Source organism: Verrucomicrobiia bacterium (genome assembly GCA_023953615.1).
GTDB lineage: Bacteria > Verrucomicrobiota > Verrucomicrobiia > Limisphaerales > JADLHS01 > JADLHS01.
The window spans coordinates 87289-101093 of the sequence record JAMLJH010000002.1 but is presented as its reverse complement, the minus strand read 5'-3'; the positions used below and the strand labels follow the sequence as shown (position 1 = coordinate 101093).

Annotated in this window: 8 protein-coding genes; 4 read left to right on the top strand and 4 right to left on the bottom strand. The window is 58.5% G+C overall.

Translation table 11 applies throughout. From position 1 onward, the window contains the following. Nucleotides 1-1068: 1068 nt before the first annotated feature. Together M9920_10690 and M9920_10685 are read right to left on the bottom strand one after the other, a co-directional pair. Nucleotides 1069-1761, bottom strand: coding sequence for a ribonuclease HII (locus M9920_10690; GenBank protein MCO5052760.1), 693 nt, complete (start codon nt 1759-1761; stop codon nt 1069-1071). Continuing rightward, on the bottom strand, nt 1740-2672 hold the full coding sequence (locus M9920_10685) for a glucosamine-6-phosphate isomerase (protein MCO5052759.1): 933 nt from the start codon (nt 2670-2672) through the stop codon (nt 1740-1742). Before M9920_10685 ends, M9920_10690 begins: the two co-directional genes overlap by 22 nt. Nucleotides 2673-2798: 126 nt before the next feature. Between M9920_10685 and M9920_10680 the strand changes: the two genes are divergently transcribed. After that, nucleotides 2799-4784 (top strand): M23 family metallopeptidase, encoded by a 1986-nt coding sequence (locus tag M9920_10680; GenBank protein MCO5052758.1) that lies wholly within the window; start codon nt 2799-2801, stop codon nt 4782-4784. Nucleotides 4785-5037: 253 nt separating this feature from the next. On the opposite strand, the gene M9920_10675 is transcribed toward M9920_10680, so the two are convergent. Both M9920_10675 and M9920_10670 read right to left on the bottom strand, forming a co-directional pair. After that, complete coding sequence (locus tag M9920_10675; GenBank protein ID MCO5052757.1) at nt 5038-5832, bottom strand: PIG-L family deacetylase; 795 nt, start codon at nt 5830-5832, stop codon at nt 5038-5040. Nucleotides 5833-5859: 27 nt separating this feature from the next. Further along, nucleotides 5860-6882, bottom strand: coding sequence for a Gfo/Idh/MocA family oxidoreductase (locus tag M9920_10670; GenBank protein MCO5052756.1), 1023 nt, complete (start codon nt 6880-6882; stop codon nt 5860-5862). Between the two features lie 248 nt (nt 6883-7130). On the opposite strand from M9920_10670, the gene M9920_10665 reads away from it, so the two are divergent. The 3 genes from M9920_10665 (at nt 7131) to M9920_10655 (ending at nt 13796) form a co-directional block, all read left to right on the top strand. Then, complete coding sequence (locus M9920_10665) at nt 7131-8675, top strand: hypothetical protein (GenBank protein ID MCO5052755.1); 1545 nt, start codon at nt 7131-7133, stop codon at nt 8673-8675. A gap of 276 nt (nt 8676-8951) precedes the next feature. Beyond that, nucleotides 8952-11792 (top strand): PKD domain-containing protein, encoded by a 2841-nt coding sequence (locus M9920_10660; GenBank protein ID MCO5052754.1) that lies wholly within the window; start codon nt 8952-8954, stop codon nt 11790-11792. Between the two features lie 147 nt (nt 11793-11939). Beyond that, complete coding sequence (locus M9920_10655; GenBank protein ID MCO5052753.1) at nt 11940-13796, top strand: carbamoyltransferase; 1857 nt, start codon at nt 11940-11942, stop codon at nt 13794-13796. The last annotated feature ends 9 nt before the right edge of the window (nt 13797-13805 follow it).

The window sequence follows — 13805 nt, the reverse complement described above, 5'->3', positions numbered from 1 at the left end:
TCGGTTGGGCTTTCACAGAGACCAGCCTCATTAGTTTGGTTCGCTTTGTCAATGCTTTGATAAAAGACCGTCGTGATACTTCGCCGCCCGAGAGAGCGACATCCGATACGCCAACAGCTCCGTCGCCCGGATAACTTGCAAAAACGGGTCATATTCAAACTGCCCCGCCACCGCGCCGTTGGCTTATTTCGCGGTCGCGATCGTGCAACGGCAACTGGGGAGCACACGCGTCTCGCGTGTGCTGGCGGGCGTCCCGCCCGACAGAAATCGCACCAACTTGCGGCCAATCCGCACCATCCGGTGTTCGACGCGAGACGCGGCGAACCGCACCCGAGACGAGTGCGCTCCCAGAAGTAATCACCTCATCGAATCGGACTGAACCGCTGATCGGTTCCATTTCGTCACTTGGTTCTTTCCATCCACGCGGAACGTGTGGAGTGAGGTGCTGGTGCTGGTTTTTGACGTCGTGCCCCACAGGCGATTATTCACGGCAACAGTAATCGGTCAGGCAGCCTGTGAAGAAAGCGCGTGCCAGCCAAGCAGAATGGCATCCACCATAAGAGTGCCATAGCTTATAAGGTGGAGCTTCCAAAGCGATGCAAGTCTTTCATCTTTTGCAACCCAGCCAGGCCTACTGAAAGTTATTTTGATGAATATTGCAATTTGTCTGAGCGAACTCACTTGCAACCATTGGCGACCTTGAAAGATAACCCCGCACGGACGACCTGCAAGCCGCCACTCGTTTGGGTATTTCCCGCAGAATCGTCGGATCAAGTTATCGTAAGCGTAGATTGATACAACGAGTGCAACCACCGCAATCAAACGCAAGATTAAGATTGTGATCATCGCCTTTTCTGTTGCTGACCATTCATACCTCTGTGCTAATTATGAAACGAATGGAGATGAGCTGTTTCTTCGCTTCTTCCTTTTTAAGGACAATATACTGGTTCAACAACTTCATACGTAAGTGACTGTTAGTCATTTCAACTCAAAACGCCAGACCATGGAACCTCATTTCGCCGCACCCAAGGCGGTGCGGCAAGGCGTGATCGCGTCACAATCTCCGCGTCAAAGGTGGGAACGAAACAAGTCCGGTTCGCGCGGCCGTAACGGTGCGAAGCTGCGGCGGTGGATCGGACAGGGGCCGTGGGCGGCAAGGGCTTTCAAGTGTTGCGCCGTTCCGTAGCCTTTGTGCGTGGCGAATCCATACTCGGGAAATTGCCGATCGAACTCCTGCATCAACCGGTCCCGGGTCACTTTGGCCAACACACTGGCGGCGGCAATGGAATAACTGCGCGCATCGCCTTTCACCAGCGCGGTTTGCGGCAGCGTCATGGTTTTCACCGGTCGGCCATCCACCAGGACGTGGTCGGGACGATGCGGCAACTGCGCCAGTGCCTCATTCATGGCGCGATGCGTGGCGCGTAGAATATTGAGGTGATCAATCGCGGCGGCGTCCACCACGGCGATGGCGTGGCAGAGGTCGGGATGCGTCATCAGCAGCGCGAAAAATTCCTCGCGCCGGGCCTCCGCGAGCTGCTTGGAATCGTTCAGTTCGATTAAGCGTTGGTCACACCCGGATTGCAACCAGGTGCGGGGAAGAATCACTGCCGCCGCCACGACGGGGCCGGCCAGCGGTCCGCGTCCCGCTTCGTCCACACCAGCCACGCGCGTCAGGCCGCTTTGCCACAACTCGCGCTCAAAGCGCAGTCGGTCCGCGGAGTCGGGCGCGATCCGGTTCAATGCATGGCCACCGCGCACGTGCCGATCCCCGGACGATAATAATTGAATTGCACGTTGGGATGGTCCGCCAACAACGACATCGGCACGGACGAATCGGGGATTTTCTTCGCCACCATCAAACAGGTCAGGCGTTGCCCGAAAGGATTGTCGTGATGCCCGGCGTGCCAGATGGAAACTTTCTCCGCTTTCCAGGTTTCCACCGGACCGACGGTGACCGCCTGCGTGGGCACGAGCGAAATATTGCCGCCGCCCGAGGTGCGCGCATTTTGCGCGACGGTAAGCGGATGCAAATTCACCACGCGCGTGCCGAGTTTGCGGTATTCCGCCGGCGTCGGAGGGGCCTTTTTGTACTTGCCGGTACGACGCACCGGATCGTTGAAAGCCCAATGTTTCACGTCGCCCTGACCGCCCTGCATCACCGCGCAGCGCACCCCGACATTCCAACTCCGCTTGAACGCCGTCGCGTCCACTTTCGGGAAGTGCAGATTCCCATCCGGCATCACGAGGTTTTTGCGGATGCGATTGAAGCACAATTGGCGATCAGCCTTTTCAAAGGAAAGCGGATGACTGGGCGGCACCTCCCGGCCATCCAACACCCATTCGTCCATGCCCCAAAAATGTCCCGAGCGCACGCTGAGTCCGAGGTCGTTCACGATCCGCGCCACCAGGGGCAATTGTTCCGTGGGACCGATCGGGCCACAAATGCCCACCGGATTATCCGGCGTGGATTGCTTCCAGGCCGCGACGTATTCCAGCGCTTCGGCCAGATAAAAATCTTCGAGCGTGTCATACATCGCGACCTTGAAGCCGGGCCGCGAGAGCTGGAGCATTTTTTCCGGAGTGAGCTTGACGGTGTCGCGAATGATTTCGTCGTCGAGCGTGGTGTAGTCCCACCAATCGGGCGAGATGGCGCTGAGTTTGCGTGACATAAGCGGTTTTCGTTACTGGTTAAATCGGTTCGTCGCGGTAGTCTCGTTACTCAAGCAAATAACTCAAACAAAAAGTGCATGGCGAAAGACCATTGCCTGAACTGACGGCGCTCGTATGCTGGGATCGTGAATCAGAAGTTTCGTCGTTCGCTGGCCGCACCACTCGGATGGTTTGGCGGTCTTGCGGCCATCGCCATCGCAACCACCGCGGGCGCCCAGGTTGCGCCCGGGCCTTACGAGTTCCTCCCGTTTGCGGACGGTTTCATCATCGAGGCCTTCAAGGATTTGAACCCGGCAAATGGCGTCATTGCGGATTGGACGGGTTGGTCGGGGACCAGTTGGGTTTCACCTCACGCTTATGACAACCACATCGGCTCCGATTTTTCCGTGCAAAGCGGCACGCCGCTGTACGCCGCCGTTTCGGGCCTCGTAACGGAAGTGGTCAACGGCCTTCCCCCCAACGATCATTCCACTTACGGCGGCAATTACGTGCGCATTCAGGCGAACGGCTTTTCGCCCAACGGCGAACCGCTGGACCTGCTGTATCTGCACATGCTGCAAGTGACGGTGGCCGTGAACCAACCCGTCAACGTGGGCGATCTGGTCGGTTACTCCGACAACACGGGCAACTCGACTTCCGAGCACGTTCACGTGCAAACCGAGGTGCGCGGCAGCGGCACGCAAACAGGTCCGTTCTACTGGGGACATTTCAAGTATCCGATCGTGTTCAATCCCACCGGAACGATGCAGGTGGGACGAGTCATTCGCGTCGCGGCAACGAGCACCCCCATTCGCGCCGACCGATTCGTTAGCAGCCCCGTCATCACCACCGCGCACCGGGATCAACTTTATTTTTGCAGCTACCCGAAGCACGGTTATTACCTGGTGTTCATCCCGAATCAAACCGCGTACCGCAGCGGCTGGATTCGCGCCGCGGACGCCTATGAAGTCTTTGACGGCACGGTGATTCAGACGCTGCCGGATAAGGTTCCCTTTACCCAACTCGGGCAGTTGGCCACGAAGTTCGCCATGCGCGCCACACCCAATGAAAGCGCCAGCCAACTCGGACAGATTCTGTTTGGCGGCGGACGCTTTGTCGCGGATCAGAGCACGAACGGGTTTTATCGCATTCCGCTGCCCGGCGCGACGCCCGCGTGGGGTTGGGTCAAACCCACCGCGCGGATGATTGTCTATCCCCAACTGACGCGGCCCGGGATTGATCTGGCCACGTTGACGAACAACACGTTTCCCATTCAGGAAAATTTCAGCACTGTCGGCAAATCCATGTTCGGGCGACCCAAGTTCAACCGTTCGGTGGTGGAAACTTTCAGTCCACCGGCGTCGGGCGGTGACGGCAAAGCGTTGCTGGTGACGGATCGCACCAATTTCGGTTACGGCACCACGGAATCGGTGACCGTGGGCAAACCCGGCCACCAGAATTATTACGTCCAGTGCGACGTGTATTTCAATTATGCGCCCGGCTACCTCGCCAATGGCGCGTGGGAACGCTACGGAATTTTTCTACGTGACGATGGGTTCGCCGGACTCGACACCACCTTCGAAGGCGCGGGTAATGGCTACGCGTTCCTTTGGGACAGCGACGACGGGCGGTTGCGCGCGGCCAGATTGACCGACGCGGCCATCACGGATTTTTTTGCCACGCCACAATATCGCGCCACCAGCGGCTGGCATCGAATGCGTGTTGAAGCGCGCGGCAACAACCTCCGCTTTTATCTGGATGGCGCGTTGTTGGTTCAGATGAACGATACGGCTCACCCGGCCGGAGTTTGCGGTGTGGGTTACAGTTGGCATCCGGGCAGTCCGGCAACTTATCCGGGAACGCGCGGCGCGCATTTCGACAACTTCAGCGCCGACACGCTCGACACCAACACCACGCCATTGATCAACGTCAGCTCGTTGAATTTTAGCGGCGGTCAGGCGCAGTTTTCATTCGCGGGTGCCGCCGGCAACATTTACGAAGTACAGACTTCGACCGAGCTACTGAACTGGAACGTGCTGACAAGCATTCTGCTTACGGGCAACACCGCCACAGTCACCGATCCGACCAGCACGCCCGCCACGCGCTTTTATCGCGTGCGGTGGGCGCAATAGCACCGGGTCCACAAGCACTAATCCGTAACCATTCGATTGGAGTTCCGGTGGAACGGGCCACTGGCCCGTTCTGTCGGGCTACCAGCCCGACAGCCGAACGCAAAGAGTGCGAACCCAATGGGGCGCGATCCCCGCACGCTCAGCTGGGCGGCAGGTTGCCGCCCAGAACGGCCAAGTTGGCCGTTCCACCCGGACCAACTGATCGTTCCGGCTAATTATTCAGTTGCTGTCGCAATCAGGGCAAACCGCCGGATCAGCCGAGGAATTTTTGGTAGGAGCGATTGAGCGCGTAGTTTTTCCCCAAAGCATCCCGCAGCGGATCCACTTCGTTCGCGCTGAAACCGTAATGCAAATGGCGCGACCACCCTTCCGCCAGTTTGAACTTCTTCGAGAGTTTGCCGAGCAATCTGGCGTCCGCCTCAATCTTTGCGTCAAAGGAATCCATGCCCTGACTGGCGACCAACCACGCGATCTGGCTCTTGTGCTCCAACAAGGCGCGCCGCTTCACCGGTTGCGTGTCGGTGATATTCACGAAAATTTCCGGTGGCGTCAGGCGGCGCAGCGGATCGCGCATCGAGTGCGGAATGCAATGGTAAATGGTTAGATCGTAATCGGCCGTTGGCCGGGGCGGAAGCGATTGGAAGTTCGGCATCGCGTGAGTGAAGGCCGCTGAAACGACCACGCGACAGGTGTTGGTGTGATCCTCCATGTAATCCACCGGCGGATGCGTCAGCACAATCGTGGGTTGCACCTCGCGGATGACCGCCGCCACGCGCCGGACCAATTTGAGGTCATAAAAAATCTCCATGTCGTTGACGAACGGCGGATGGAAGTGCGCGCCCAGGACTTTGGCCGCGCGTTTGGCTTCGCCCAGACGAAGGCGCGCCAACTGCCGTGGACCGTACTCCTGACTGCCATGACAACCGTTGGCCAGGGTCTGGTAATGGATTTCGAAACCGGCGCGTTGCAGCAGCACGAGCGTGCCGGCCATGGAAAATTCGATGTCGTCCGGATGCGCGACGATGGCGAGGGCGGTGGGTTTGGGCATAAAAATAAGGTTGGTTTTGGGGTCGCGTTAGAGTCGCACCGGTTTCCCCGTGGCGGCCGATTTATCCGCCGCAAAAATAATCTCGTGGGTTTTGGCGGCAGATTCGAGATTGGTGAATGGCATTTCCTTCCCGTCGGCGATCGCCTTGAAGAAGGCTTCAAATTGCGCGGCGTACGGGTGATCCGAAACGTCGCCGGAATCCGCCAGCTTCAGCGCCAACTCACTCCACTGCTGCTTGTTCGTGCCCAGTTTGTTGGAATGAAATTTGTTATCCAGGAGCGATCCCTCGCTGCCGACCAGATGCGTGTGCAGGTAGTAAGGTTGGAAACAATCAATGGACACCGCCGTCTTGCCGATGCGCCCGTCCTTGAACTTCAAGATCGTGGTGCTGGTGGTGGGATACTCGTAGGCGCGGAAAGTGGGATTAGCCGATTTGGCGCTGTAGCTCGCGACGCTTTCCACTTCGCCACCCATGCAAAAGAGCAAGGCGTCCAGGGCGTGGCAACCGGCGGAAAGCAACGCGCTGCCGCCCTCGTTACGTTTCACGTTCCAACGGAATTGGCCGTACCACGGACCGATACCGTGATAATAATCCACTTCCGCATAATGCAATTTGCCGAGGACTCCGGCTTCCAGGACGGTGCGGGTGGTTTGAAATTGACTGGAATAACGCAGCTCAAATCCGGCGCAGGTTTTCACGCGCGCCTGTCGCACCGCTTGTTGCAACGTGTGCAAATCCTTGAGCGAAAGCGCCAGCGGTTTTTCCAAAATCAAATGCTTGCCCGCGCGCGCCGCGCGCACCGCCTGCCGCACGTGCAAACTGGGCATGCTGCAAATCGAGACGACCTGAATCTCGGGATTCGCCAGCATCACCTCCAAGTCATTGTAAACCGTGATGTCGCAACCGTATTGCCGACTGAGCGCGCCGCCGTCCAGCGGCCGACGGGAACAAACCGCAGTAACCTGCCCCAGCGAACTGGCGTTGATGGCCGGAATGTGCGCGGTGGCGACCCAACCGTAACCGATAATTCCTACATTGAGTTTTTTCATGGTTGCATCCGTTAAACTTAATCAACTGACCGTGTCGCGAGTCATGCCAACGCGTTTCCCGTCGGTTGTCAAAACAAAATGCCCGCAGCGTGGGAAAGTCTGGGACATCGTGACCCCGGTGTGGTGCAGCTCAAGCCGTCGAACCCGCAGCGGCATTTGCTCAAACCCACTGTAGCGTTACGGTCAAACGACCGGGCGACCGAGCAGAGCCGCGGCACGGCGCGCGAATCATTTGCCCGGGTCTGGACTTGCAGCGCACCGCCGCGCGCATCATGCTCGCACCCATGCCGATGAACACGCCAAGAAAACCAGCCGCGCCCGCTGGAATACCGCCCGCCTCACGCGACCAGGTGGCGTTAAAAACTTTTATCAACGCAGCGGGCCGATCGGCGCTGCGGCTCAGCACGGCCTTGTGCTTCCTGGTGCTGAATTCAACGGCAGCCCCCGCCGCCGGACCGCTGCGCGCCCACCCGGATAATCCGCGCTATTTCACGGACGGCACCCGCTTGCCGAATGGCGCGCTGCGCGCGGTCTATCTCACGGGATCGCACACTTGGAACAATCTCGTGGACATGGGGCGAAGCAATCCACCCGAGCCGTTCGATTGGGAGGCTTATCTCGATTTTCTGGAAAATCATGGTCATAACTTCATTCGCTTGTGGACTTGGGATTCCACCACTTGGGACACCCGCGCGAATGGCGCTTTGAAAAAAGACTTCATTCATCACGTCGCCCCCTTGCCGTGGCGACGAACCGGTCCGGGTACCGCTCTGGATGGCGAACCGAAATTCAATCTGACCGAGTTCAATCCTGAATACTTCCAGCGCCTGCGCGCGCGGGTGGAGGCCGCTGGAAAACGCGGCATCTATGTCAGTGTAATGCTGTTCGAGGGTTGGGGTTTGTTTCACGGCAACCGGCGGCGCGGCACCGATGATGGTTGGGCCTGGCGCTCCCATCCCCTGAATCCTGCCAACAATCTTCAAGCCCCCGCCGTCGTGGATGCGGACGCGTTCAGCGGACACGTTCATACCCGGCGCAACCCCGACGTCAATGTCTGGCAAGCCGCGTACCTCCGCAAAGTCGTGACCACGCTGAACGACTTGGACAACGTGCTCTACGAAGTGATCAACGAGGGCGGCGAAAAGGAATGGAACTGGTGGGTGATCCAGACGGTTCAGGATTACGAGCGCACCCAACCGAAACAACATCCGGTCGGAAATACGGGGCACGGCGCGGAACGCCTGCCCTCGCTACTGGCCAGTCCGGCGGATTGGGTTTCGCCCGGACGCGCGGACGGTTTTGGAGAAAACCCGCCCGCCTGGAATGAAAAGCGAGTCAGCCTGTTGGACACCGATCATATCTGGGGCGTCGGCGGCAATGCCGACTGGGTTTGGAAGAGCTTCGTCCGGGGTCACAATCCAATTTTCATGGATCCATACGACGGTTCGGTATTGGGTGTGGATCGCGGTTGGGAGCCGATCCGCGCGGCGTTGGGCCGGACCCGGCACATTGCCGAACAAATGAATCTGGCGTCCCTGACGCCTCGCAATGAACTCGCTTCCACTGGCTATTGCCTTGCCTGTCCCGGCGAAGAATACCTCGTTTACCAACCAGTCGGAGCGCAGCCGTTCTCGCTCGAACTCAAGGCCGGCACCTACCAAATCGAGTGGATTCACCCAACGCAATCGGAACGCGCGCTGCCGGAACGCCTCCAGACCGGCGACGGGGCCCACGAATTCAAAGCTCCCTTCCCCGGCGCCGCCGCGCTGCATGTTAAATCCTCAAGGTTGTAATTGCCCTTCGCCCCAAGCCACCGGCTTCAGTGCCGAACGTCTGGAGATTTATCGTGACGCAAGCGGCAGACCTGCGGTTCGGAATTTCCCTCCGACGAACCGTCTGGCCATGCTAGATCCCCAAAACTCGGATCGAGGCACGAACGAATAATCTGCTTTTGATTTCTCTTGTTTTTTAACGGATTAACGGGATAATGATCGCGTTCTCATAAGAAACAAACCGGATCAATCTCTGGGCGTTCGAGTTTGAACCTCATGCAACCGACCATGAAAACCATGAAGAGCGCTCTCCGCTGCGTCACCCAACCAACACCCGTTCTGCTGAGTCTGATTCTGGCCGGGCTGGGCACCACCACGGCCTGGACGGCTCAGCGGTATGTCTCCCTGACCGGCGGGCATGTCGCGCCGTTTACGGACTGGGCCAATGCCGCCACAAACATTCAGGATGCCATTGACGTTTCCAGCGACGGCGATGTCGTCTGGGTCACCAACGGCGTTTACAACACCGGCGGCAAACTGACGCCGCCGCAACCGCCGCCCTCTCCCAACTTACCTCCGGTGACCTCAATGCTCACCAACCGAGTGACGGTGGACAAAGCGATTACGGTGCAGAGCGTGAACGGAGCGGAAGCCACTATTATTCAGGGTTACTGGCAACCCGGAATCACCAACGGCCCCATGGCAATCCGCTGTGCATGGTTGACCAACGGTGCGACCCTGCGCGGTTTTACTCTGCGCGGCGGCGCTACACTGAGTGGCGGACTGAATTTTGACATGAGTGGCGGCGGGGTTTTTTGCACCTCTTCGAACGATACCTTCGTGCTCGATTGCATCATCACCGATAACGTTGCTTTTAGGATCGGGGGCGGCGTCTATTCCGGTTTTCTGAACTGTTGTGTGATTGCACAGAACACCGTTCGGTTCAGGCCCGCCATATCTCCGGGTGCCGTTCAAGGCGCGGTATTGAATAATTGTTTGATCACGGAGAATCAGTGCGGCGGCATCAGCCTGTCCAAAGCCACCAACTGCGCCATCGTCAGAAATGTCTCCGTCAGGGATCGGGACGACGTAGCAGTTGTGAATAGCATCCTGCACCAATGCACCGTGGCTCTCAACACCGGGGGAGGCGTATCTGAAGGTTTGGCAGTGAACTCCATCATTTGGAATAATTGGTCAGTCCTGTACCCCACCCATGTCATCATCCGCAACTACCTTGGGCGACTCCCGGTCATGAGTTTCTGTTGCACTTATCCGTTGCCATCCGGCACCGGCAATATTGCCGACGATCCGCAATTGCTGGATGACGGCATTCATCTGGCCGCCACTTCGCCGTGTCGTGGCGCGGGTGATCCGACGCAGATCATCGGCACGGATTGGGATGGTCAACCCTGGGCCGATCCGCCCGCCATGGGTTGCGATGAATGGCATCCCGACGCCTTGGCGGGCAAACCGCGCCCCCGGCCCAGCGCCCGCAATGGACAGGTGCGATTGAGTGCCCCGGCCGCCGGTGCGGCGCCGTTCACCGCCACTTGGAGCAAGGACGGAGTGGTCCTGACCAGCGGAAACAAGTACTCGGCCGCTGATTCGCCTGACTTGCTGGTGAACGCGTTTGATCCGACAGATGCAGGGGCGTATCAAGTCGTCATTAGCAATGCGGCGGGTACCTCCACCAGCGCGGTTGCGCAAGTGACAGTTCATTGCGTTGACGTGGCTGGGGCCAATCCGCAGCCACCGTATCTTGACTGGAGTACGGCCGCAACGAACATCCAAGCTGCGGTTGATGTCGCCCAGGCGGGCGCCGTCATTCTGGTCACCAATGGTATCTACAACTCTGGCAGCCGTCTTTCAGACTTTGATCTTAGCCAACATCGGGTGGAAGTGGACAAGGCGGTACTCGTTACCAGCGTGAACGGCCCTGAAGTCACCTACATCGACGGTGTCCGCGAAGGAACAATGGAAGCCAAGATGCGCTGCGCCTGGCTAACTGAAGCGGCGGGGTTGAGTGGCTTCACGTTGCGCGACGGCAGCACCACCTCGCCCTTTCGTGAAGGTGGTGGTGTTTTATGTCAGGGGCCATCGTCCGAGTTGGGCAACTGCGTCATTACCAATTGTCGCTCGGCAGGCCGAGGTGGCGCCATACTTGGTGGTCGAGCGGACAACTGTATCCTGATCGGGAATGAATCAGCCTGGGACGGCGGCGGTGCCGCAGTCTGCCAACTGCGCAACTGTCTGATTAAAGGTAACAGCAGCGGCCTCGAAGGTGGTGGGGCCATTAGCAGCGAGCTGTTCAATTGCACCGTGGTCAATAACTCCACTACCAACAGTGGTGGCGGCATCGCGAATTCCAAGGCTGTTAATAGCATCATTTACTTTAATCAAGCGGAGGCAAACAATAACAACACCAATGACAATGTGTATGCTTCCGAGGTGTCGTATTCGTGCGCTGCACCCTTGCCTGACGGTGCGGGCAATATCACCGGAGACCCGCAGTTCGTAGATGGTTTCCACCTGGCCGCTACTTCGCCGTGTCGCGGCGCGGGTCTGGTGTCAGCCGCCAGCAGTTTTGACCTGGACGGTGATCCTTGGAGTAATCCGCCATCCATGGGTTGCGACGAGGTTGTGGAAGCCGCCTTCGTTGGCCCGTTGACCGTGACGCTCACGATTCCGCATCCGCAAGTCGCCGCGGCGATACCGCAATTACTGACGGGAGAAATCAACGGGCGAGCCGCCCGGATCGAGTGGGCGTTTGGCGACGGCGTCATCGCCACGAATTTATCCTACCAAACCGGGTATGCCTGGGCGACGCCCGGCACTTACACCGTAACCTTGACCGCTTACAACGCAGATCATCCGAGCGGCGTTTCGGCCCAAGCCACGGTGGAAGTGCAACCGTGGTTGTCGCCGCAACTTGGCGTCGGCGCCTGGCGCAACGGGCAATATACTCTGTCGTTTACGAGCCAGTTTGGATTGACCTACGTGGTGGAGCAGACCACCAATCTGACGCCGCCGATCACCTGGCAGCCCCTGCAAACGGTTCCGGGCACGGGCGGTTTGATCCAACTGACCAACTCATCAGCCGCCGGCCCCATGCGTTTCTACCGCGTGCATACCGAATAGTCACCCGGCCCAACGGCCATTACGCTACGAGAAAACGGTTGTTCCACCTGCCGCAGCTGATCGCCTTAAGCGGATGACGTTTCGCGGTGACGCTTGCAAACTGGCCCGCATGGGTTATTAACATCGCGCGTCAGAACTCGAGTCATCATGACCACCATATTGGGCATCTCGGCATTTTATCACGACAGCGCGGCCGCATTGTTGGTAGATGGCGAGATCGTGGCTGCCGCTCAAGAGGAACGGTTTACCCGGCAGAAGCACGATGCGACCTTCCCCACCCAAGCCGTGGCTTACTGTTTGCAGGAAGCCGGCTTGGATGCCAAGGACCTCGACTACATCGTCTTTTATGACAAACCGCTCACGAAATTTGAACGGTTGCTGGAAACCTATCTCGCTCACGCTCCCGCCGGCTTCCGCAGTTTCCGCCTCGCCGTACCCATTTGGTTGAAGGACAAACTGCACCTGCGCCGCACCTTGCGTTGCCATCTTCCGCAAGCCCGACACGTACCGCTGGTTTTCACCGACCATCACGAAAGCCATGCGGCGAGCGCGTTCTTTCCCAGCCCCTTCGAGCGGGCCGCAATTCTGACGGTGGACGGCGTGGGTGAATGGAGCACGGCCACGTTGGGCGTGGGCGAAGGAAACCGGTTGCGACTGCAAGCCCAACTGCAATTTCCACATTCGGTGGGATTGCTCTATTCCGCGTTTACGTATTACTGCGGTTTCAAGGTCAACAGCGGCGAATACAAGCTCATGGGACTTGCGCCCTACGGCCAGCCGAGCTACCGCGATTTAATTCTCCGCGAACTGCTTGAACTGAAACCCGACGGCAGTTTCTGGATGGATCAGGACTACTTCAATTATTGCCAGGGATTAACCATGACCAGCGCGAAGTTCCATCGTTGCTTCGGCGGTCCGCCGCGTCAGCCCGAGTCACCTCTGGAACAACGGCACATGGATCTGGCCGCCAGCATTCAGGCGGTCACCGAAGAAATTATGCTGCGCATGGCCCGCGAAGCCCACCGCCGGACCGCGATGAAGCATCTGGTCCTGGCCGGCGGTGTCGCACTCAATTGCGTCGCCAACGGTCGCTTGTTACGTGAAGGGCCATTTGAAAACATCTGGATTCAACCAGCCGCGGGTGACGCCGGCGCGGCGCTGGGTGCGGCGCTGTTTGTCTGGCATCAGCTCCTGGAAAAGCCCCGCGTGCCGCGCGGTTACGACGCCCAAAAAGGCAGCTTGCTCGGACCGCATTTTTCCAATGGAGAAATCGAAAGTTTTCTACGCGAGACCGAGGCAACTTATACCCGGTTTGACGACGAAGCTCGCCTGCTGGCGGCGGTGGCGAGCTGGCTTGCGGAGGGAAAAATCATCGGTTGGTTTCAGGGTCGCATGGAGTTCGGCCCGCGCGCGCTCGGAGCGCGCAGCATTCTGGGTGATCCCCGCGACCCCGCCATGCAGGCCAAAATGAACCTGCGCATCAAATTCCGGGAAAGTTTTCGTCCGTTTGCACCCTGCGTGCTGCGGGAACACGCCGTGGATTATTTCGCACTCCGTTCCGACCAAGAAAGCCCCTACATGCTGCTCGTTGCCGACCTCTTGGAAAAACACCGCCGACAACTCTCCGAAGCTCAGGTTCATCAAATGCGGACCGATCCCGATCTGCGTCAACGGATCAACATCGTGCGTTCCACACTACCCGCCGTAACCCATGTGGATTACAGCGCCCGTTTGCAAACGGTGGACGCCGCCCGGCACGGCCGGTTTTATCGTCTGCTGAAGGCCTTCATGGAACAGACCGGTTGTCCGGTATTGGTCAACACCAGCTTCAACATCCGCGGTGAACCCATTGTCGGCTCGCCACGCGACGCCTACCATTGCTTTCTGGCCACGGACTTGGACGTACTCGTTCTGGAAGATTTTGTGTTGCACAAGGAACATCAGAAAAACAAACTCACCCCGGCACAACGCACACAACATTTGACCCGATTTGAACTCGATTAGACCGCCAAC